General features: G+C 69.8%; 17 protein-coding genes. 9 read left to right on the top strand and 8 right to left on the bottom strand.

Annotated elements, in window-relative coordinates:
• The first annotated feature begins 10 nt into the window (after positions 1–10).
• The 4 genes from NUH29_RS11220 to pknB are packed head-to-tail and all read left to right on the top strand — an operon-like array spanning position 11 to position 6,270.
• Complete coding sequence (locus tag NUH29_RS11220) at positions 11–1,411, top strand: FtsW/RodA/SpoVE family cell cycle protein (RefSeq protein WP_373317453.1); 1,401 nt, start codon at positions 11–13, stop codon at positions 1,409–1,411.
• Complete coding sequence (locus tag NUH29_RS11215) at positions 1,408–2,865, top strand: peptidoglycan D,D-transpeptidase FtsI family protein (RefSeq protein WP_258799219.1); 1,458 nt, start codon at positions 1,408–1,410, stop codon at positions 2,863–2,865. The genes NUH29_RS11220 and NUH29_RS11215 overlap by 4 nt, the downstream gene beginning before the upstream one ends.
• Entirely contained in the window at positions 2,862–4,499 is a 1,638-nt protein-coding gene (locus tag NUH29_RS11210) for a protein kinase domain-containing protein (protein ID WP_258799217.1), read from the top strand. Before NUH29_RS11215 ends, NUH29_RS11210 begins: the two co-directional genes overlap by 4 nt.
• 52 nt (positions 4,500–4,551) lie before the next feature.
• A complete protein-coding gene (pknB, locus tag NUH29_RS11205; protein WP_308445772.1) occupies positions 4,552–6,270 on the top strand; it encodes a Stk1 family PASTA domain-containing Ser/Thr kinase in 1,719 nt (572 codons plus the stop codon).
• A 25-nt stretch (positions 6,271–6,295) separates the two neighbouring features.
• Here the strand turns inward: pknB and NUH29_RS11200 are convergent, their stop codons facing one another.
• The 3 genes from NUH29_RS11200 to NUH29_RS11190 are packed head-to-tail and all read right to left on the bottom strand — an operon-like array spanning position 6,296 to position 7,964.
• A complete protein-coding gene (locus NUH29_RS11200) occupies positions 6,296–6,934 on the bottom strand; it encodes an anthranilate synthase component II (protein ID WP_258799214.1) in 639 nt (212 codons plus the stop codon).
• On the bottom strand, positions 6,931–7,089 hold the full coding sequence (locus NUH29_RS11195; protein WP_258799212.1) for a hypothetical protein: 159 nt from the start codon (positions 7,087–7,089) through the stop codon (positions 6,931–6,933). Before NUH29_RS11195 ends, NUH29_RS11200 begins: the two co-directional genes overlap by 4 nt.
• Positions 7,089–7,964 carry a class E sortase gene (locus tag NUH29_RS11190; protein ID WP_258799211.1) on the bottom strand — a complete coding sequence of 292 codons (876 nt, stop codon included), beginning with the start codon at positions 7,962–7,964 and terminating at the stop codon, positions 7,089–7,091. Before NUH29_RS11190 ends, NUH29_RS11195 begins: the two co-directional genes overlap by 1 nt.
• A 72-nt stretch (positions 7,965–8,036) precedes the next feature.
• Between NUH29_RS11190 and NUH29_RS11185 the strand changes: the two genes are divergently transcribed.
• A complete protein-coding gene (locus NUH29_RS11185) occupies positions 8,037–8,279 on the top strand; it encodes a cell division protein CrgA (RefSeq protein WP_258799210.1) in 243 nt (80 codons plus the stop codon).
• An 81-nt stretch (positions 8,280–8,360) separates the two neighbouring features.
• Here NUH29_RS11185 and NUH29_RS11180 read toward each other — a convergent pair whose 3' ends face one another.
• Both NUH29_RS11180 and NUH29_RS11175 read right to left on the bottom strand, forming a co-directional pair.
• The gene (locus NUH29_RS11180; RefSeq protein WP_258799209.1) at positions 8,361–9,287 is read right to left on the bottom strand and encodes a rhomboid family intramembrane serine protease; all 927 of its coding nucleotides are present in this window, start codon (positions 9,285–9,287) and stop codon (positions 8,361–8,363) included.
• Positions 9,284–9,823, bottom strand: coding sequence for a peptidylprolyl isomerase (locus NUH29_RS11175; protein ID WP_258799208.1), 540 nt, complete (start codon positions 9,821–9,823; stop codon positions 9,284–9,286). Before NUH29_RS11175 ends, NUH29_RS11180 begins: the two co-directional genes overlap by 4 nt.
• 66 nt (positions 9,824–9,889) lie before the next feature.
• On the opposite strand from NUH29_RS11175, the gene NUH29_RS11170 reads away from it, so the two are divergent.
• From NUH29_RS11170 to NUH29_RS11160, 3 genes are all read left to right on the top strand, one after another.
• On the top strand, positions 9,890–10,462 hold the full coding sequence (locus NUH29_RS11170) for a hypothetical protein (RefSeq protein ID WP_258799207.1): 573 nt from the start codon (positions 9,890–9,892) through the stop codon (positions 10,460–10,462).
• 74 nt (positions 10,463–10,536) lie between these two features.
• Positions 10,537–11,373 (top strand): TPM domain-containing protein, encoded by an 837-nt coding sequence (locus NUH29_RS11165; protein WP_258799206.1) that lies wholly within the window; start codon positions 10,537–10,539, stop codon positions 11,371–11,373.
• 134 nt (positions 11,374–11,507) lie between these two features.
• Entirely contained in the window at positions 11,508–13,466 is a 1,959-nt protein-coding gene (locus NUH29_RS11160) for an amidase (RefSeq protein ID WP_308445771.1), read from the top strand.
• Between the two features lie 24 nt (positions 13,467–13,490).
• Here the strand turns inward: NUH29_RS11160 and NUH29_RS11155 are convergent, their stop codons facing one another.
• Together NUH29_RS11155 and NUH29_RS11150 are read right to left on the bottom strand one after the other, a co-directional pair.
• Positions 13,491–14,243: an SDR family NAD(P)-dependent oxidoreductase gene (locus tag NUH29_RS11155; protein ID WP_258799205.1), complete on the bottom strand. Its 753-nt coding sequence runs from the start codon at positions 14,241–14,243 to the stop codon at positions 13,491–13,493.
• Positions 14,240–15,085: a fumarylacetoacetate hydrolase family protein gene (locus NUH29_RS11150; protein ID WP_258799203.1), complete on the bottom strand. Its 846-nt coding sequence runs from the start codon at positions 15,083–15,085 to the stop codon at positions 14,240–14,242. Before NUH29_RS11150 ends, NUH29_RS11155 begins: the two co-directional genes overlap by 4 nt.
• Positions 15,086–15,234: 149 nt before the next feature.
• Here NUH29_RS11150 and NUH29_RS11145 point away from each other — a divergent pair, with 149 nt between their 5' ends.
• Positions 15,235–16,389 carry an SGNH/GDSL hydrolase family protein gene (locus tag NUH29_RS11145; RefSeq protein WP_258799201.1) on the top strand — a complete coding sequence of 385 codons (1,155 nt, stop codon included), beginning with the start codon at positions 15,235–15,237 and terminating at the stop codon, positions 16,387–16,389.
• Between the two features lie 75 nt (positions 16,390–16,464).
• Here the strand turns inward: NUH29_RS11145 and NUH29_RS11140 are convergent, their stop codons facing one another.
• Positions 16,465–20,670 carry a carbohydrate-binding protein gene (locus tag NUH29_RS11140; RefSeq protein WP_258799199.1) on the bottom strand — a complete coding sequence of 1,402 codons (4,206 nt, stop codon included), beginning with the start codon at positions 20,668–20,670 and terminating at the stop codon, positions 16,465–16,467.
• Positions 20,671–20,840 lie beyond the last annotated feature (170 nt).

The raw sequence follows: 20,840 nt of genomic DNA, 5'->3' as shown, positions 1-20,840 counted from the left end.
GACGAGCGCGATCGGCGGGCCCGCGACGCAGGGCTCCGCGCCGATCACCACGACCATCCGCATCCGGTTGCGCACGCCGGCGCGACTGCGCAACCTGGAGCTGCTGTTGCTGCTCGTCGCGCTCGCGACCTCGGCGGCGGCGCTCGCCCTCGTCGACCTGGGGGCGGTCGGCGAGATCGACGCCGCCATGTTCGCGCTGTGCGGGATCCCCGTCGTGCTCGTTCTCGTGCTGCACCTCGTCGAGCGCGTCGTGGCGCCCGAGGGCGACCCGTTCGTGGTGCCGATCGCGACCGTGCTGACGGGACTCGGCGTCGCCATGATCCACCGCCTCGACATCGCCGAGGGCCACGACGGATGGGCGGCCTACGGCGTGCGGCAGGTTGTCTGGGCCGCCATCGCCATCGCCATCGCGATCGCCGGCCTGCTGCTCGTGCGCAACCACCGGGTGCTGCAGCGCTACCGCTACATCGCGATGTTCCTCGGCGTCGTGCTGCTGCTGCTGCCGGTCATCCCCGTGATCGGCGAGACCGGGGCCAACGCCGACGTCTGGGTGCGGATCGGAGTCTTCTCGTTCCAGCCGGGCGAGTTCGCGAAGATCCTGCTGGCGATCTTCTTCGCCGGGTACCTCGTCACGGCGCGCGACTCGCTCTCCATGGTCGGGCGCACGTTCCTCGGGCTGCGCCTGCCGCGCGCCCGCGACCTCGGCCCGATCCTGGTGGTCTGGGTGCTGTCGATGGGCGTCATCGTCATCCAGCGGGACCTCGGCACCGCGCTGCTGTACTTCGGCCTCTTCCTCGTGATGCTCTACGTGGCGACGGGGCGGGCCAGCTGGATCCTGATCGGGCTCGCGCTGTTCGCGGGGGGCGCCTGGGTGGCCGCCCGTCTGCTCCCCTACGTCGCGGCGCGGTTCGAGAACTGGCTCGACGCCTTCAACCCCGAGGTCTACGACCGCGACGGCGGCAGCTACCAGCTGGTGCAGGGCATCTTCGGCCTCGCCGACGGCGGTCTCATCGGCACCGGCCTCGGCCGGGGTCGCCCCGACCTGGTGCCGCTCGCCGAGAGCGACTACATCATCGCGAGCCTCGGCGAGGAGCTCGGACTGATCGGCGTCTTCGCCATCCTGTGCCTCTACCTGATCTTCGTGGCCCGCGGTTTCCGCATCGGCGTGGCCGGTCAGGACGACTTCGGCCGCCTGCTCGCGGTCGGCCTCTCGTTCGTGGTGGGCCTGCAGGTCTTCATCGTGATCGGGGGCGTCACGCGGATCATCCCCCTCACCGGTCTCACGACCCCGTTCCTGGCGGCGGGCGGCTCGTCGCTCGTCGCCAACTGGCTCATCGTCGCCCTGCTGCTGCGGCTCTCCGACTCGGTCCGGCAGCAGCCGCACGCGGTCGTCGACGGGGGTGGGGCGTGAACAAGGAGCTCCGCCGCGTCAGCGTGCTCATCCTCGCGATGTTCCTCGCGCTGTGCACCTCGACCACCGTCATCCAGGTCGTGCAGCAGGAGTCGCTGCAGGCCGACTCCCGCAACGTGCGCACCCTCTACGCGAGCTTCTCGGTCGAGCGCGGCCAGATCCTCGCGGGGGACACGGTCATCGCGCAGTCCGTCGCGAGCAGCGACCAGTACAAGTACCAGCGGGTGTACCCGCAGGGTGAGCTGTACGCGCCCGTCACCGGCTACTTCACCCTCAACGGCGAGAACACCGGACTCGAGGGCGCCCTCAACGACTACCTGAGCGGGCGGGCGAACGAGCAGTTCCTCGACCGCCTGAACGCCATCCTGACGGGCCAGAACCCCCGCGGCGCCACCGTGCAGACCACGATCGACCCGGTCGTGCAGCAGGCGGCGTGGGATGCGCTCGGCGATCTCCAGGGCGCGATCGTGGCGATCGAGCCGTCGACCGGCCGCATCCTCGCGATGGTGTCGAAGCCCTCGTTCGACCCGAACCTCCTCGCGGGTCACGTGCAGTCGGATGTGCTGGCCAACTACGACCAGCTGCTCACCGACCCGACGGAGCCGCTGGTCAACCGCACCATCGCGGGCGATCTGAACCCGCCGGGCTCGACCTTCAAACTCGTCATGTCGTCGGCGGCGCTCTCGAGCGGCGACTACACGCCCGACAGCCAGCTGCCGAACCCGCCGAGCTTCGTGCTCCCCGGCACCAGCACGACGATCACCAACTCGGGCGGCAGTGCGTGCGGGGGCGGCGAGACCACGAGCATCGCGACGGCGCTGCGCCTGTCGTGCAACATCCCGTTCGCGAACCTCGGCTCGCAGCTCGGCTACGACACCATCCACGACCAGGCGGTCGCGTACGGATTCGAGGACCCCGACATCCAGGTGCCCATGGCGGTCACCCCGAGCGTGTTCCCCGAGCCGGAGAGCGAGGCGCAGCTGATGCTCCAGTCGTTCGGGCAGGGCAACGACCGGGTCACGCCCCTGCAGGTGGCGATGGTGTCCGCCGCGATCGCGAACGGGGGAGAGCTCATGAGCCCGACGCTCCTCCAGCGGGTCACCGCTCCGGATCTGTCCGTGCTGCAGGACTTCGCCCCGACCGTGTACGGGCACCCGATCAGCGCCGAGGTGGCCGCGACCATGACCCAGCTCATGGTCGCCAATGTCGCGAGCGGCGTGGCCAGTGGTGCCAGAATCGATGGTGTCGACGTCGCGGGCAAGTCGGGCACAGCACAGAACGGCAAGGACGACCCCTACACGCTCTGGTACACCGGATTCGCCCCCGCCGACGACCCCCAGGTCGCGGTCGCGGTGCTGCTCGAAGACGGGGCAGGTCTTGGTCAACACGGATCCGGCAACGGCAATGCCGGTCCGATCGCGAAGAAGGTCATAGAGGCGGTGCTGAACAGATGAGACCCACGAGCGGGCTCACCTTCGGGGGGCGATACCAGCTGTCGAGCCGGATCGCGATCGGCGGCATGGGCGAGGTGTGGCAAGCCACCGACCTCGTGATCGGACGCACCGTCGCGATCAAGATCCTGAAGGACGAGTACCTCGGCGACCCGGGCTTCCTCGAGCGCTTCCGCGCCGAGGCCCGCCACGCCGCGCTCGTGAACCACGAGGGCATCGCGAACGTCTTCGACTACGGCGAGGAGGACGGCTCCGCCTACCTCGTCATGGAGCTCGTCCCGGGCGAGGCGCTGTCGACCGTGCTCGAGCGCGAGAAGGTGCTGTCGACCGACCGGGTGCTCGACATCGTGGCCCAGACGGCATCCGCGCTGCAGGCCGCCCACTCGGCGGGGCTCGTGCACCGCGACATCAAGCCCGGCAACCTGCTCATCACGCCCGACGGGCGCGTGAAGATCACCGACTTCGGCATCGCGCGGATCGCCGACCAGGTGCCGCTGACCGCCACCGGTCAGGTGATGGGCACCGTGCAATACCTCTCGCCGGAGCAGGCGAGCGGCCACCCCGCCTCGCCGTCCACCGACATCTACTCCCTCGGCATCGTCGCCTACGAGGCGCTCGCCGGACGCCGACCGTTCACCGGCGAGTCCCAGGTCGCGATCGCGATGGCGCAGATCAACGAGGCGCCGCCGGACCTCCCGGTGACCGTCTCGGAGCCGGTGCGCAACCTGGTCTACTCGTGCATCGCGAAGCGCCCCGAGGACCGTCCGGCGACGGCCGCCCACCTGGCCCGGGCCGCGCAGGCCCTGCGGCGCGGCGATGTCGCGGGCGCCGCGGCCGCCGTGCCGGGTGTCGCCGCCGGGGCCGTCGCCCTGGCCGCCGCGTCCACCGCCGCCACGCGCATCATGCCGTCCGCCGCGCCGACGGCGACCACCCCCACCCCCGAGACCCGCCGCCGCAGCCCGTGGATGTGGCCGCTCATCGCGATCGTCTCCCTGCTCGCGGTCGCCCTCATCGCGATCATCATCGTGTTCGCGGTGCAGCCGAGCGGCCCCGATGGTCCCACCACGCCGGCCCCGACGACCCCGACGACCCCGAGCCAGACGCCCACACCCAGCAAGACCCCCGACACCGTGCAGATCACGCGCGCGGACTACGTCGGCCTGCCGGTCGACGAGGCATCCGACAAGCTGACCTCCATCCCCGGCGCCGACTTCAGCGTCACCGTGGTGCAGGGTTCCGCGGCCCCGTCGCCCGACAAGGTGAACACGGTGCAGGCCATCGACCCGGTCGGCAACGTGCCCAAGGGCTCCACGATCACCCTCACCGCCTACGGCGCCTTCCCGGCTCCCGTCGCCCCACCGACGCCCACCGCGTCGTCGACGACGGGCGACCCGGGAGACGGGATCACCCTGTCGTTCGCGAAGTACACCTCGTGCCCCGCGGGTTACGCGCTCACCGGTTACACGTTCACGCTGGAGAACGCGACCGCACCCGGCGGCACGACCGTCGACGCGAACGCGACCTCGATCGACATCGCGCTGGGCACCACGGGCGAGGCGAAGGCGAGCTACGTCGCGAACTGCGCGAGCGGCATCACGTCCCAGCCGTCGGGGCAGGTCACGATCACCGTGAACTGAGATCCGTCTTCCGACGGATCGACCCCCGCCGGGCCCCGGCTAGACTGACCGCGTGAGTGATGGGGTGATCGAGAGCGTTCGCACGCTCGCCGGTCGCTACGAGATCGGCAAGCTGCTCGGTCGCGGCGGCATGGCGGAGGTGCACGAGGGGCTCGACACCCGCCTCAACCGCCGGGTCGCCATCAAGCTCCTGCGCCCGTCGCTCGCCACCGACCCCGCGTTCCGCACCCGCTTCCGCCAGGAGGCGCAGGCCGCCGCCCGCATGGCCCACCCCACGATCGTGCGGGTCTTCGACGCCGGCGAGGAGACCGTGCGCGGTGCGGACGGCCACGAGGTGCAGCTGCCCTTCATCGTCATGGAGCGCATCGAGGGCAAGCTGCTCTCGGACCTGATCCGCAGCGGGCCGGTCGCCGCCGACGAGGCGGCCCGCATCACGGCGGGCATCCTCACGGCGCTCGAGTACTCGCACCGTGCCGGGGTGGTGCACCGCGACATCAAGCCCGGCAACGTCATGCTCACCCCGAACGGCCAGATCAAGGTCATGGACTTCGGCATCGCCCGCGCCATCTCCGAGTCGTCGGCGAACGTCGCGCAGACCAGCGCGGTGCTGGGAACCGCCAGCTACTTCTCGCCCGAGCAGGCACGGGGCGAGAGCGTCGATGCGCGCACCGACCTCTACTCCACCGGCGTCGTGCTCTACGAGCTGCTCACCGGCCGCACGCCGTTCCAGGGCGACAGCCCGGTCGCGGTCGCGTACCAGCACGTGAGCGAGCTGCCCACGCCGCCGGGCGCGGTGAACCCGTCCGTGTCGCCCGCGATGAGCGCGGTGGTCATGCACGCGCTCGCGAAGGACCGCTTCGACCGGTTCCAGACCGCGGCGGAGTTCCGCGCAGACCTGGAGGTGGCGGCGGGTGGCAAGGTCCCCGACCGCGCCCCCGTGAGCGACGACTTCAACGCGACGCTGTTCGGGGTGAACCCGAACTCGACCGCCGCCTCGGAGGCGACGCTGCGGCGGCTCGCGAACGACGAGAACCGCCCGACCCGCACCCAGAGCCGCCCCCCGGTGGCCTGGATCTGGGGCGGGATCGCGGTCATGGTCGTCATCATCGTGGCCGCCATGTTCTGGGTGTTCAGCCTCTCGCCCACCGACCTCGCTGCCGGCACCTCGATCGAGGTGCCGAAGGTCGCGGGACAGCAGGCCGAGGCCGGGATGCAGACCCTCACCGACGCGGGGTTGACCCCCGACCGCGTCGATCAGGCCGACGCGGATGTGGCGGCGGGTGTGATCATCTCGACCAGCATCGAGCCGGGCACGCGCGTGAACCGCGGCGAGACGATCGACGTCTACGTCTCGACCGGGCCGCCGTCGGTGTCGCTCCCCGCTCTCACCTACCTCGCCGAGCAGGACGCGATCGCCAAGATCGGCGAAGCCGGGCTCGTCTACGGCACCAGCACCCAGGCGTACTCGCCGAACGTGCCCGCGGGCCAGGTGATCGCGGTCACGATCGACGACGACCCCACGCCGCTCACCGGCGCTCAGCGGGTGGACGCGGGCAGCACCGTGAACCTCGTGATCTCCAACGGCCTCGTGAACGTGCCCGAGGTGGTCGGGCGGCCGATCTCCGAGGCGCAGAGCTCGCTGCAGGCCCTGCAGCTGACGGTCAAGCTCGCACCGGACCCTGGCTGCAGCGGTCAGAAGGTGACGAGCCAGTCGGGCAAGGGCGACATGCCGCAGCGCTCGACCGTCACCCTCGGCTACTGCGCCGGCTGACCTCGCCGAACTCGCCCGGCCGACCTCAGCCGAGCTTGACGAGCGGGCTCAGCGAGACCGCACGCTCCGCAGCCTCCGGGAGCCCGGTGGTCGCGAGCCAGTTGCCCAGCATCCGGTAGCCGCCCTCGGTAAGCACCGATTCGGGGTGGAACTGCACCCCGAAGACGGGAGCCTCGCGGTGGCGCAGGCCCATGATGATGCCGCCGTCGGTGCGTGCGGTCACCTCGAGCTCGCCGGGCACCGTGCCGTCGACGACGGCGAGCGAGTGGTACCGCGTGGCGCGGAACGGTTGCGGCACGCCGGTGAAGAAGTCGGAGTCGTCGTGTCGGATGAGCGAGGTCTTCCCGTGCATGAGCTCGTCGGCGTGGGTCACGGTGGCGCCGAGCGCCTCGGCGATCGCCTGGTGTCCGAGGCAGACCCCCAGCAGAGGCGAACCCGCTGCGAGCGCGGCGTGCACGATCGGGATGGACACCCCCGCGTCGGCCGGGGTCCCCGGACCGGGTGAGAGCAGCACCGCGTCGTACTCGGCGATCCGGCCGGCCGCGTCCTCGGCGGCGAAGGCGTCGTTCCGGACGACGTCGGTCTCGGCCCCGAGCTGCAGCAGGTAGCCGTTGAGCGTGTAGACGAAGGAGTCGTAGTTGTCGACGACGAGTACGCGGGTCACTGCTCCACCGTCACTTCCTGCACCGCCACGAACTGCTCCACCCAGGGGAACACCCAGAATATGAGAGCGGCGAGCACGGCGACCAGCAGGACGAGCAGGATCAGCACCCGCACCCACCAGGGTCCGGGGAGCACGCGCCACAGGGCTCCGTACATCAGCCTGCTCCGTTCACGGTCGCGGCGATCTCCGCCGGGGCGCCCTTGTCGGGTGCGGACGGGTCGCGGGGATAGAACCGGTCGAAGACACCGTAGGCGATGATGCGCTCGCGCGAGGTGTACTGCGGATTGCAGCTCGTCAGGGTGATGTAGCGCTCGGTCGCGGGGGTCTCGGGCGACTGGGGAACCGCGTCGAGCACCCCGACCCCGGTCGGGTGCACGTACTCGAGATTGCGGAAGCTGTACTGGTACCAGCCATCGGCGGTCTCGACGAAGATGTGGTCGCCGAGCTGCAGTTCGTTGATGTGGTGCAGCGAACCGCCGTGACCCATCCGATGGGCCGCGATGGCGAAGTTGCCGACCGCGCCGGGCATCTGGGTGGAGGGGTAGTGCCCGAGCTTGCCCTTGTCGAGCACGTCGGCGGTGCCGACGCCTTCGGCGATGGTGCGGGCGTAGTCGGAGCCCCACCGCGGCACCATCAGGATGGCGAAGTTCTTGTCGACGGCCGGCGCGGTGCCGACCGGGATCACGGTGTCCACCGGCTCCGGATCCTCGGACGGCTCGGGGGTGGCGCTCGTCGAGGGGCTGGGGGTGGCCGACGGCGTCGGGGTCTCCTGCGCCTGCTCGTTCCACTCCTGGCTCAGCTGACCCGCCTGCTGCTTGACCTCGTTGCCGACCAGGTACTCGCTGATCCAGAGCTGCCAGACGATGTAGAGCAGCACGACCAGCCCCGCCGTGATGAGCAGCTCACCGAGCACACCGACCACGGAGGTGCGGCGCCCGCGGCGTGCCCGCCGCCGCTCGTGCTCGCGCCGCGACCGTCGCCCGCCGTCCACGGCGGGGACCGACGGCGCGGTCTCGGGCCCGGCGCTCATGCACCGATTCTACGTGCCCCCCACCGGGCGCTCTCGCCGGGTTCCCCGGACGGCCAGGCTATGATTCTCGGCATGGCCCGTCCCAAGACCCGTACCAAGCCGGCCGCGCAGGAGACCGCGAAGGGCGAGGACGCCCCGAACCCGGTGTGGTTCAAGCCGGTCATGTTCGGCTTCATGCTCATCGGCCTCGCCTGGATCATCGTCTTCTACGTGAGCCAGAACTCGCTTCCGATCCCGCAGCTCGGCGCGGGCAACATCCTCATCGGCTTCGGCATCATGTTCGTCGGCTTCCTGATGACGACCCGGTGGCGCTGAGCGCTAATTACACGCGTGTGATTCTGTCCACACTGTGGACGCAGCTGTGGACAACCGGGCCGGACGCCCCGCGCTCCGCGACTAGCCGAGGTTGACGACGACGGCGACCGCCGCCAGCGCGATCGCCCCCGCGGCGATGATCAGGTACGGCGTCGACGGCTTCGAGCGGGCCCGGTCGTCGTAGAACTGCAGCAGATACGTCGACCCCGCACCCGCGAGCAGGCCGCCGATGATGAGCGGCAGCGAACCGCCTCCCAGGGCGAGGTTGATCACGAGGTTGATCGCCAGCACGACGAGGATCTGCATCCGCGCCGGCGGGTACGACCACATGAGCACCGCGTACGACCCGAGCAGGCCGAACAGGCCGGCGCCGAGGCCCGAAGCCAGGCCGCCGAAGATGAGCTGGGCGGATGCGCCGAAGACCGACGCCGCGAAGAACACGGTGAGGAAGCGGGTGCGTCCGAAGTTGCGTTCCACCGACGGCGCGAACAGCAGCCAGAAGAAGATGCTGATCGCGAAGAGCAGGATCCCCGACAGCGAGAACGCCGCGTAGTAGGCGAAGGGGAACGTCAGGAAGCGCCACAGCTGCCAGCCCGCGCCGGGGTAGGCGGCGAGCAGCACGAAGGGCAGGTTCGCGGTGAACAACCCGACGAGCCACAGCAGCACCGCCGTGCCCGCGAACACCCAGCTGAGCGGCGGCGACTCGCCGCCCGGGCGCAGCAGGCCGGTCACCCATCCGGAGAACCCGGATCCGGTCGACGCGGCCGGGGTGCGCCGGGCGGCCGCGCGCTTGCGCGCGGGTTTGGTGTGGGTGGGGGTCCACTGGGCGGACCCGCCGGCCTCCCGGACGCAGTCCGGGCACTGCACGCCGACCGGCGCGAGGATCTGGCACTCCGGGCAGATGGTGCGGCCGCAGCGCTGGCAGAGCACCCAGCTCTGCCGATCCGGATGGCGGTAGCAGACGGACGGGTCGTCCTCGATCTGCTCGCCGAAGCGAGGTGAGCTCACCGGGCCTCGACGTCGATGCCGGTGATCACGACATCCTCGAGCGGCTTGTCGCGCCCGTCGGTGGGAACGGCCTCGATCGCGTCGACGACGCGCTTCGAGGACTCGTCGGCCACCTCGCCGAAGATGGTGTGCTTGCCGTTGAGCCAGGGCGTCGGCACCGTCGTGATGAAGAACTGCGACCCGTTGGTGCCGCGGCCCATCTGCGTGCCGGCGTTCGCCATGGCGAGCAGGTACGGGGTGCTGAAGACGAGCTCCGGGTGGATCTCGTCGTCGAACTGGTAGCCCGGACCGCCGATGCCCTGGCCGAGCGGGTCGCCGCCCTGCAGCATGAAGTCCTTGATGATGCGGTGGAAGATGACGCCGTCGTAGAGCGGTGCGGTCGACACCTCTCCCGTGCCCGGGTGCTTCCACTCCTTCGCGCCGGTCGCGAGACCGACGAAGTTGTCGACGGTGACGGGCGCGTGGTTGCCGAAGAGGTTGACGGTGATGTCGCCCAGAGTCGTGTGGATGGTCGCGACGGCGGTGGGAAGTGGCATTCGCCCATTGTTTCACACGGGCCCCATGGCAGGATGGGAGGACGCCGAGCCGCAACGGAGGTCGTCATGGCACTGTCCCGCACGCGTCAGAAGGAGCTGAAGAAGCTCAAGCGCTCGGCCGATGATCTCTGGGATCAGCAGCGCGAGGCGCTCGACCAGGCCAGCTACGTGCTGCGGGAGGCCACCCGCCAGGCTCGCGCGCTCTCCCGCGAGGAGGTCGCACCCCGCGTCGCCGGCGTGTACAGCGACCACGTGCAGCCGGTCGTCGCGACGGGCATCGCCGGGGCGCGCACCGCGAGCGGAGCGGTGAAGGACAAGGTCGTCGGGGATGTCATCCCCGCGCTGTCGGGCGCGGTCGGATCGGCGATCGCGGTCATCGAGGCCGTGCGTGATCCGCGCGTGCGCGAGGTCGTGCGCTCCGCGGCCCGCTCCGGGGGCAAGATCGTCCCGATCGCGCAGCCCAAGAAGGGCCCCGGGCCCGGCACCTTCATCCTCATCGGGCTCGGCGTCGTCGCGGTCGCCGCCGTCGGCTACGCGGCGTGGCAGACCCTGCGCGCCGACGAGGACCTCTGGATCGAGGATCTGGCCGACGTCGGTGCGATCGACGTCGGCGAGGACGACGACGAGGACGAGTTCTGAGCGCACCCGGGGAGCCGCCGAGCGACCCTCCCGTCGACGACGGCTCGCAACCACCACTCGCGCCCCAGCGCTGCGTGAACTGCGGGTCGACGCAGCTGCACCAGGACACCGACGGCGTCTGGCACTGCGACTTCTGTCGGTCCACGTTCCGTGCAGACGACCCCGCGATGATCGTCGTCGACTCCCCGGATGTGCAGCAGGCGGGCGAGAACGTCGTCGACACCGCCGACATGCTGACCTACGACCAGCAGCAGGTGGTGGCCGCGCACCTGCACGGCATCCGCACGGAGCACGACATCGTGGTCGTGGTCGAGACGGTCAACACGATCACCGAGAACGTGGAGTACTACGCGCGCCGGCGCGCGCAGGAACTGGGCGTCGGTGACGACGCGACCGACAACGGCATCTACATCCTGCTCGTGCGCTCGCCGCGCCGCATCCAGGTGCAGGCCGGCAACGGCGTCTCGACCTACCTGAGCGGTGGCGACATCGACGCGGTCGTCAAGGCGGCGATGGTGCCGAAGTTCCGCGGCGGCGACTTCGTGGCCGGCATCGAGGCGGGCGCGGACGCCCTCGTCGACACCTACCTCGGCAACAAGGCCACCAACACCATCCGCACCGGGTCGCGTGCGTCCGGCAGCAGTTCGAGCAGCACGCGCTCGTTCCGCGGGTCGCCCTCCCGGCTGCGCCGCACCGGCTTCCCCGTGGCGGGCCTCGTGATCGTCATCGTCGTCGTCGTGATGATGTTCTGGATCGGCATCGGATCGGGCGGCGGAGGCGGAGGCGGCGGGTACGACTCCGGATACGACTCGGGCTACGACTCCGGTGGCGGCGGCTTCGACTCGGGCGGAGGCTCGGACTTCGGAGGCGGCGACTTCGACTCCGGCTCCGGCGGCGGCTCCGACTGGTAGCCGCCGGCCGGCCGCGCCCGCGAGGAAGACCGCCGTCCCGACGCCCGCGGGCGCAGCGCCCCCGGCCGTCTTCGTCGTCCGGGGCACCGGGCGGCGCGGGGTGGAAGATGGTCTCACGAGAGAAGGGCTGCGGGATGGTCGGGTTGGATGTCGTGGAGGCCGGGGTGCCGCGGCTGCTCGCCGCGCTGGATGCCGGCGAGGTCACGAGCGTCGACCTGATGTGCGCGTACCTCAACCGCATCGCGTACTACGACCGCACCGGACTGTGCCTGCACGCGATCGCCGTGCTCAACCCGGACTGCCTTGCAGAGGCCGCCGCATCCGACGCCCGGCGCCGGGCGGGCACCGCCGGGCCGCTCGAGGGCATCCCGTTCACCGTCAAGGACAGCTACAAGGTGGCCGGGCTGACGGTGGCGTCCGGATCGCCGGCGCTTGCGGATCTCGTCGCCACCGAGGATGCCGCGACGGTCGCCCAGTTGCGCGCCGCCGGTGCGGTGCTGCTCGGCAAGACCAACATGCCGCCCATGGCGGCGGGCGGAGTGCAGCCCGGCGTCTACGACTACGCGCGCAGCCCGTACAACCCGCAGTACCTCACCGCCGCCTACGGTTCCGGATCGTCGAACGGCTCGGGCACGGCGACCGCCGCCAGCATGTGCGCCTTCGGGATGGCGGAGGAGACGGTGTCGTCCGGACGCTCCCCGGCATCCAACAACGCCCTCGTCGCCTACACGCCCTCCCGTGGGGTGCTCTCGATCCGCGGCAACTGGCCGCTTCGCCCGAGCTGCGACGTGGTCGTCCCGCATACCCGCGCGGTCGACGACCTCCTGCCGCTGCTCGAGGTGCTGGCCGTGACGGATCCGGTGCGCCGTGGCGACTTCTGGCGCCAGCAGAGCACCGTCGAGCTGCCGTCCCCGGAGTCGGTGCTGCCCGCGCCGCTCGTCCGGCCTCGCCCGGAGCGACTCGACGGGGTGCGCATCGGTGTGCCGCGGATGTTCATCGGCGATGACGACCGGATGCCCGATCCGCCCGTCATCCGGGCGTCGGTGCGGCGACTCTGGGACCGGGCCGCCGGCGACCTGCGCGCTCTCGGAGCGGAGGTCGTCGAGGTCGACTTCCCGGTTCAGACGAACTACGAGGAGAGCCTCCCCGACGCGGAGGGGCTCGTGGCGCGCGGTCTCGTGCCCGCCGTGTGGAGGGCGCTCGAGGGCAGCACCATCACGGCGATGGCGCTCGACCAGTTCCTGCGCGACAACGGCGACCCGCTGCTGTCGAGCTGGGCGGACGTCGACGGCGACACGGTGTTCCCGGCGGAGGATGCACCCGTTCCGGTGTGGATCACGCGGGCCCGCGGCGGATTCGACTGGCAGCGGCTGGCGGAGCTCGTGAAGCAGGGGCTGCCCGCGGAGTACGACGAGATCCCGGAGCTCGCGCACCTGCTCACCGGCCTCGAGGAGGCGCGGCGGGTCGATTTCGAGGAATGGATGCGCGCCGAGCGACTGGACCTCGTCGTGTTCCCCGCGGCGGGCGACGTCGGGCGCGACGACCTCTTCACGCGACCCGAGAGTCTCGAGGCCGCGTCGCGCAACGGCGTCGTGTACTCGACGACGAACCGGGTGCTGCGGCACCTCGGCATCCCGAGCGTCACGGTGCCGATGGGCTTCATGTCGGACATCCAGATGCCGGTCGGGTTGACCTTCGCGGGCGCCGCCTACACCGATGACCGTCTCCTCGACGTCGCGAGCGCCTACGAGCGCGCGACCCGGCGACGGGAGGGCGGCGCGTTCCTGACCCCGAGCCTGCCGAGCAATGTCGTCGAGGCGGGGGAGCGGGGGGAGCCCGCCGATGCGGATCCCGCGTTCTCGGTGTCGATCGCCCGTGGCGTGCGTCAGTGGGAGATCGAAGTGCGGACGGCGGGGGTCGGTCCCGCAGAGGTCTGGGTCGATGGCCACATCCTCCGTGCGGTCGACGGGGAGCCCGGCGCGTACGCGGGCCGGGTGTCGCTGTCGCGCGCCCGCCTCACCGAGGAGGTGTTCGTGCTCCTGAAGGCGGGAGGACGGGCGGCGATGCGGCTGGAGCCGCTGCCGGCCGCCTAGCTGCCGCGTCGATCGGATGGCATCTCAGCCGACCGGACGCATGCGCAAGTGCGTCACGCCGGCGTCGACGTCGAGGGAGGTTCCGGTGGTCGAGCCCGACGATGGTGACGCGAGATACATGATTGCGCGCGCGACTTCCTCCGGGGTGACCATGCGGCCGGTGGCCTGACGCGCGTCGAGGGCGGCACGCTCCGCCACGGGGTCGTCGAACTGCTGAAGGTAGCCCTCAACGAAGGGGGTCGCAACAGTGGCGGGCGAGACCGCATTCACCCGGATGCCCTCGCGCACGTGATCCGTCGCCATCGCGAAGGTCAGCGCGAGCACCGCGCCTTTCGACGCCGAGTACAGCGCCCGATCCGGCAGCCCGTTGCGCGCGGCGATCGACGACACGTTGATGATCGACGCCGCAGGGGATCGGCGGAGGTGGGGCAAGGCGGCGGCGCTCGCACGCGCCATCCCGACGACGTTGATGTCGAGCACGCGCTGCCACTCGGCGTCGCTGGAGTCTTCGACGGTGCCGATCGCCGAGACACCGGCATTGTTGACGAGCACGTCAATTCGGCCGAAGCGGGCCGCGACGGCGTCGATGGCCGCGGTGAGCAACTCGCGGTTCCGCACATCGGCGGTGAAGCCGATCAGCGGAGATTCGACCGAATCCGGCGCGAGATCCAGCACCGCGACCTGCGCTCCGGCTTCGGAGAAGGCTCGCGCCGTCGCGAGACCGATGCCCGAAGCCCCGCCGGTCACGACGACGACCAGACCAGCGAAGTCGCTCATGCGGCGACGCACCGTTGACGGGCTGAACCGAGGTGCTCGATCTCAAGGTCGACGACGTCGCCGGGCCGAAGGTAGGTCGCCGCGGGGTCGCCGAGCGCGACGCCGGCCGGGGTTCCGGTGTTGATCAAGTCTCCGGGGTGCAGGACCATGAACTGCGACAGATACCGCACGATCTCGACGACGGGGAAGATCATGTCGGCGGTGGTGCCGTCCTGACGACGGATGCCGTTGACATCGAGTCGCATGGCCAACGACTGCGGGTCGGGCATCTCGCGCGCCGGCACGAGATAGGGCCCCAACGGGTTGAAGGTCTCGCAGCTCTTCCCTTTGTCCCACTGCCCGCCGCGCTCGAGTTGGAACTCGCGCTCCGAGACGTCGTGCGAGAGCACGTAGCCACTGATCGCCTCTGCCGCCGCCTCGACGCTGTCGAGGTACCGCGCGGTCCGCCCGATCACCACGCCGAGCTCCACCTCCCAGTCGGTCTTCGTCGAGCGGCGCGGGATGCGCACGTCGTCGAACGGACCGACGATCGTCGAGGGGTCTTTGAGGAAGACGATGGGCTCACTCGGGATGCTGGCTCCCGTCTCTTCGGCGTGGTCCCGATAGTTGAGGCCGATGCAGACGATCTTTCCCGGGCGAGCTATCGGCGGACCGAACCGCATCCCGGCGGACACGGGATCCAGAATCCGGTCGTGCAACGCTCGGCGCACCTCCGTCGCTGGATCGGCGGCCAGGAAGTCGGCGTCGATGTCGGCGGTGAGGGGGCGCAGATCGAAGGTCGACCCCTCGTCGTCGACGACGGGGATCTCCGCCCCCGGGTCACCGAGTCGCGCGAACCTCATCGGGCGTCGCCCATCGCGGGCAGCGTCATCGCATTCCTCCGTTATCGGTTATCGATAGACTCAATCTAATGGTTTCCCCATTCCCGAGCAAACGAGGGTCTCGCACGGCCGATGTTCGGGACCGTGATCAGACGAAGGAGAAGTGACCCGTGAACGAGGTGCTTGCCGGTGCGGTCCGCGGCGCGATGTCGGTGAACGTGGATGAACGGGGCGTCGCCATCCGGCGGCTTCCCGACTGGACCCGCGCCCAGTACGGCAACGCCGGGTGGGTGGATCGTGTCTCCGCCCACACATCGGGAGTTCGGCTCGAATGGGAGACGGCGGCGAGCTGGATCGAACTCGAGGCCGTCTTCACCCGTTTCACTGTCGACTTGGCCGTGGCGAGCCCCGACCCGGTCGTCGTGGCGGCCGTCGACGGGCATCCGGATGTCGTCATCACCGTGCCGTTCACCGGACCGGTCCTGCCCGACGACGCCACCAGCAGCCTGGCGTTGGGCGACCAAGTGCCGATCGAGCCGATCGCCGAGTCGCGGGAGTGCGTCGTGCGCATTCCCCTCCCGGAGAGCCCGGTCCCGCGGAAGGTGGTGGTCTGGCTGCCCCATCGGCACGCCACGACGCTCCGGTATGCGACCGCCGATGCAGCCCTGCACGAGACGGCCAACTCCACCGCTCCTCGCTGGGTGCACTACGGCAGCTCGATCAGCCACGGCGGCGAGGCGGACACCCCCGCGGATGTCTGGCCCGTGGTGGCTGCGCGACGCCTCGGCCTCGACCTCGTGAACTTCGGTTTGGCGGGGCAGGCGCACCTGGACCCGTTCGTCGCGCGTTCGATCGCCGATACCCCCGCGGATCTGATCTCGCTCAAGATCGGCATCAACGTCGTCAACGGGGCCACGTTCCGCAAGCGGAGTTTCGTCCCGGCGGTCCATGGCTTCCTCGACCTCGTGCGGGAGGGACACCCGACGACGCCGATCGTCGTGGTGTCGCCCATCCACTGCCCCGCCCACGAGGACTCCCCCGGGCCCACGGTGTTCGGGGCGGACGGGGTGGCGCGCAGTGCCGGGTTTCCGGTCACGCCCGGCGACGGGCAACTGACCCTGGTCGCCATCCGACGTCTGCTCGAGGAACTCGTCGCGGCGCGCACCGCACAGGGAGACCCGAACCTCAGCTATCTCGACGGATTGACGCTGCTCGGCACCGACGACGTCGACCTGCTCCTCGATGGGCTGCACCCGGGAAGCGCCGGGCTCCGGCAGATCGGAGAGCGCTTCGCGGCCCACGACCTGCCCCTCCGGCGCAGCTGACTCGTTCGCCGGATGGGCGTTCAGGCGGCGTCCCGATCGCTCAGATCCACCTGCTGTGACGGAGGACGATGTCGGTCACCTCGACGGCCGGCTGCTGTCCCTGCGCAGGACCACCCGGGACGTCGACACGTTGTCGGCTTGGTCGCGCGCGGTCATCTGGAGGTAGTAGCTGCCGTCCGGCAGCTCGTCCCAATCGACCTCCGGGATCACGAGCTCACCGCTCTGCGGCTTGTACGCATAGGCTGCGATGCCCGGAACCGCCACCCCGTCCCGGGTATAGAGCTGCGCGTGGTACGCGAGGGGATTCTCCTCGACGACGGTCACGCGCACATCCTGGGTGCCGGCCACGAACTGACCGTCCTCCAGATCGGTCGAGATGACCGGCGCGACGTGGTCGAGGACTCCGCCGACGAACGTGAACGCGCGCAGGTTCCCGGCGGTGATCCCGGTTCCCGGGAAGACCAGGTACAGATCGTGCACACCGCGCACGCCGCCGATCTCGGTCGACTGCGTCGTGTAGACGTTGAAGGTTCCGGTGTTGGCGACCGTGAGGGTGCCGATCAGGGGACCGTCGGCGGCGTCGAGCCGGAACTCGACGGCACGACCGGCATTGTTCGCGTTCACGCCGATCTCGACGTCGACCCTGTCCACCCCGGTCCCGAAGTCGACATTGCGGTACTCGGCCCATCCGCCGAGCCCGGTGTTCTTGATCTGGGTCCCGTTGAGGTCGAGCACAGGGTAACTCTTGGCGTCGTAGTCGCCGCCGTCGGTCCGGGCGCGGGCATCCCGGTTACGGATGGTCGTGATTCCGTCGACCGAAACCCCGTCGTACGTCACCCGGGCGGTGACCGTCACGGTGCCGACCGTGAGCACTGAGACCACTCCGTCGGCGGAGACGGTCGCGACGCCGGCATCCGAGGACAGGTACTCGACCTCGGCAGCGCTCAGATCCAAGTCGGCCCCGCTCAGCAGCGACGCGCTCAGGTCCAGCGGGGCGCTCGTTCCCGCCGACACCCGCTCGGGGAGGTCGACCGACACCGACGCGAGGCGATCCTGGACGACCTCCACGAGCAGCAGGAGTCGGATGACGTCGTCGCCTTCTCGGACACGCACGTCGATCGCGGTCGATCCGAACTCGACGCCGGTGAGTTCCAGCCGTGTCGCGGGAGACGGAGCGGTGCACGCGCCGGCGTCGCTGTCGACGGTGACGATCGAGTCGTCGACATCGCAGTAGCCGACCTCCGCCGATCCCGGGTCGACACCCAGACGCGCCAGGAGTTCCGGGAGCAGGTCGACGGGATGCCCGGGTAGGACCCCCCGACGCAGAGCCGTGTCGAAATCCACGAGCACGCTCGCATGACGGACGAGGGTGGCGCCGTCGCGTGTGGCCGTCGCCGTGATCTCGGCGAGACCGGCCCCCGCACCGGTGACGACGCCGGACGCCGACACCGTGGCGACCGACGGGGTGTCGGACCCGTATTCGAGGGAGTCGGGATCGACCACGAACCCGTCGGCATCGCGAGCGAGGACGGTCAGCGCGACCGACTCGCCGACGCCCACTCGTACCGCGCCGTCGCCGGCCGACGGGTCGGTGCCGAGCGCGATCTGAGACATCGGCTGCCCGCGGGTGAACGGATGATCCGCGGCCAGGCCGATCGAAGTCGTGTCGATGTCGTGGATGTCCAGCGACCGCGCGGGAGAGTCGTACGCCATCTGATACGGGTGCATACCGTCCTCGACGAAGTCGGCGTCGGCGATCAGCGACTGCTGATCGAACTGTCCCTGCGCGATCCACTCGTTCAGGTCGGCTGCCCCGACGACACCCTCGACCTCGGGAACGCCGCCCTCGGCCAGGAAGAGGTTCAGGTCCGCGTCACCGATCGCGACCGCGGCGCCGCCGTCGGAGACGTAGGCGTTGCGTCCGCAGTTCTGCACGACGTTGTGAGTGATCGAGATGTCGGTGCCGTTGGAGAACACCCCGAGCGTGTTCGGGCAGTCGACGAGGACGTTGTTGTCGAATCTCGCTCGGGCCTTCGAGACGAACATGGTGTCGATCCACCCGTCGAAGCCGTCTTCGGCCTTCTGCAGGTTGGAGAAGAGGTTGTCGGCGACGAGGACATCGGAGTTCAGATCGCTGCCGTCGAGGTAGACGCCGCCGACGCCGTGGTTGAGCCCGGGCCAGGCGCGGAATCCGCTGTGGTGCACCCAGTTATGGACCACCTCCATCCCGCCGCCGTTGATGCCCCAGAGGTAGATCGGCGCGCAGTCCGAGCAGTCGGATGTCGCGTCGGAGATGTCGTTGTGGTCGACGGACACGTTCAGGGTATGCACGAAGTCTGCCTGGTTCTCCGCGGTGACCAGGATGCCGTCGATCTCGCGCCCGATCGGCGGAGGGTTGCCGTTCACCGAGATCCCGCCGCGAGCGGTGTGCGCCACCCGGTTGTGACTGACAGTGAGGTCACCGGTGTCGCTGACGAAGATGCCGGGTGCGTCGTGCACGGCGAGCTGCCCGGAGTCGTGGATGTCGTTGTTCGAGATGTCGTTGTCGCGGCTCACGTAGGAGCTCGTATACACCGGCCCGGCGATCCGCACACCCGCCATCCCGGTGTTCGCGATCTCGCTGTTCCGGATCGCGGATCCGATCGCCGTTCCGTTGAAGCTGATGCCGTTGACTCCGGAGTTGAGGATCCGGCCACCGTCGAAGACGATGCCCTCGGCATCCTTCACGAAGACGGTCGCCGGATCCGGGTTCGTTTCCGTGGCGACGTAGTTGTTCGGCACGCGGTAGATCTCCTCGGGTGCGTCCGAGTTCATGACGGTGAGTCCGGAGAACGTGATGTCCCGCGCGAGCGTTGTCGGGGAGTCGCCCCGGACTTCGATCACCCGGGTGAGGGTCGGGACCTCGACAGCGGCGTCGGCGATGGCGCCCGACGGCTTGTAGTAGAGGTACCCCTCGTCGCGATCGAAGTAGTACTCGCCCGCGGCGTCGAGCAGCGACAGGTCGTTCTGCAGGAAGTAGCGGGTCTCCCGCACGATCGAGCTGAGGTAGATCGGGGTGTCGAGCGTCACGATCCCCGCGTCGTAGTCGACGTCCTTGACGTCGTAGAGCCCGCCGTTCCAGTTCGCGTTCGGGAACAGACTCGTCTGCAGACCGCTCGGATCGTCGACCATGGGAACGTCGTCGCCCACGTAGTGGAATCGATCGGCGACCGGGATCCCCTCCGGGATCAGGAAGTACTGGTTGCGCCCTCGATCGTCGACGTTGGGGGTGCGGGCGACCACCACCCGCTCCTCCCCGTCGTAGACGGTGTGGAAGTCGGGACCGACGTAGCCGTCGGGGTTGAGGATCCGTGCGACGGAGACGTCGTCGTAGTACGCCTCACCCGCCGCCGCGCGATAGGTGCTCCCCGGCTCGAGGCGCGTCTCCAGTTCCACTCGGAGTTGCGTGACGCCGTTCAGCCAGGCCACCGTCGGCGCGGTGGATGCCGGACCGATCGTGGAGGTGAGGTCGACCCAGGTGTCGTACTCGGTGCCGAGCGTGATGTTGGTGAATCCGAGGACCTGACCGGCGGCGTTGAGCTGGGTCAGCCGATACGCCATCGCACCGCTGAGCAGCAGTGCCTTGAGGTCGACCTGGTAGAGCGCCGCGGGATCGACCTCCACGGTCTGCGTGAATGCGGCGTCCGCCTGGCCCGCGATCTTCACGATGTGCGCACTGGCCACGCCCTCCGCGGCCTCGCCGGAACTCACCTCGAGCAGGTTGCCGACGTTGTTGGCGGCCCCGCCGGGGTAGACCAGCTCCCAGCCGAGGCCCGATTCCTCGAATCCGCCGTCGGCGAGCAGGTCCGGTCCGTACACCGGGTCGGCGCCGAGCCCGACCGAGGCCCGGTAGATGCCGTTCGCGCCCCACGGCTCCCAGCCTGTGACGGGCATCGAACCGGAGATCACCGGACGCTCACCCGGGTAGTTGCGCCACAGCACCCGGTGCCCGTCGCGTCCGGAGTCCGCGGGCGTGAACACCAGCGTGCTCGACGGTCGGTAGACGCCGCCGCGCAGCACCACCACCACGTCGTCGGTCATGCCTCCGGCAATCGCCGCCCGAACCGCCGTCTGCGCCCGCTCGAGGGTGAGGAAGGGCGCCGCCTCGGTTCCGGGATCGAGATCGTCGCCGTCCGGGGCGACGTAGAAGTCACCGGTCACCGTCTCCGCCGACGCAGACGCCGCGGCGACGACCTCGCTTCCCGTCGCCTGTGCCGAGATCGGCACTCCGACCGTCGTCATGACCGTGGCCGCCGCCAGGACGCCCCCCAGAACGAACCCTGCACGTCGATTCAGCTTCATCGCTCGATCCCCATTAATCGTTTATCGATAGGCGATTTACAACGTAGTCTCGGGAACAGTCAGAATCAACCCCGTCCGGTGGTCGCCTCGGCGCGCGGAGACTCGAGGCT

Origin of the sequence: Protaetiibacter mangrovi (assembly GCF_024752305.1) — a bacterium.
In the GTDB taxonomy this organism is placed as follows: Bacteria; Actinomycetota; Actinomycetes; order Actinomycetales; family Microbacteriaceae; genus Homoserinibacter; species Homoserinibacter mangrovi.
Note: the sequence above shows the minus strand (reverse complement) of the source record. Positions and strands in the feature narration are given on the sequence as shown.

Excerpts from the sequence above, each read along its gene's own strand:
- NUH29_RS11210 (WP_258799217.1), top strand. The coding sequence starts at position 2,862 with ATGAGACCCACGAGCGGGCTCACCTTCGGGGGGCGATACCAGCTGTCG.
- NUH29_RS11195 (WP_258799212.1), bottom strand. The coding sequence starts at position 7,089 with ATGTACGGAGCCCTGTGGCGCGTGCTCCCCGGACCCTGGTGGGTGCGG.
- NUH29_RS11190 (WP_258799211.1), bottom strand. The coding sequence starts at position 7,964 with ATGAGCGCCGGGCCCGAGACCGCGCCGTCGGTCCCCGCCGTGGACGGC.
- NUH29_RS11185 (WP_258799210.1), top strand. The coding sequence starts at position 8,037 with ATGGCCCGTCCCAAGACCCGTACCAAGCCGGCCGCGCAGGAGACCGCG.
- NUH29_RS11175 (WP_258799208.1), bottom strand. The coding sequence starts at position 9,823 with ATGCCACTTCCCACCGCCGTCGCGACCATCCACACGACTCTGGGCGAC.
- NUH29_RS11170 (WP_258799207.1), top strand. The coding sequence starts at position 9,890 with ATGGCACTGTCCCGCACGCGTCAGAAGGAGCTGAAGAAGCTCAAGCGC.
- NUH29_RS11160 (WP_308445771.1), top strand. The coding sequence starts at position 11,508 with ATGGTCGGGTTGGATGTCGTGGAGGCCGGGGTGCCGCGGCTGCTCGCC.
- NUH29_RS11155 (WP_258799205.1), bottom strand. The coding sequence starts at position 14,243 with ATGAGCGACTTCGCTGGTCTGGTCGTCGTCGTGACCGGCGGGGCTTCG.
- NUH29_RS11150 (WP_258799203.1), bottom strand. The coding sequence starts at position 15,085 with ATGAGGTTCGCGCGACTCGGTGACCCGGGGGCGGAGATCCCCGTCGTC.
- NUH29_RS11140 (WP_258799199.1), bottom strand. The coding sequence starts at position 20,670 with ATGACGACGGTCGGAGTGCCGATCTCGGCACAGGCGACGGGAAGCGAG.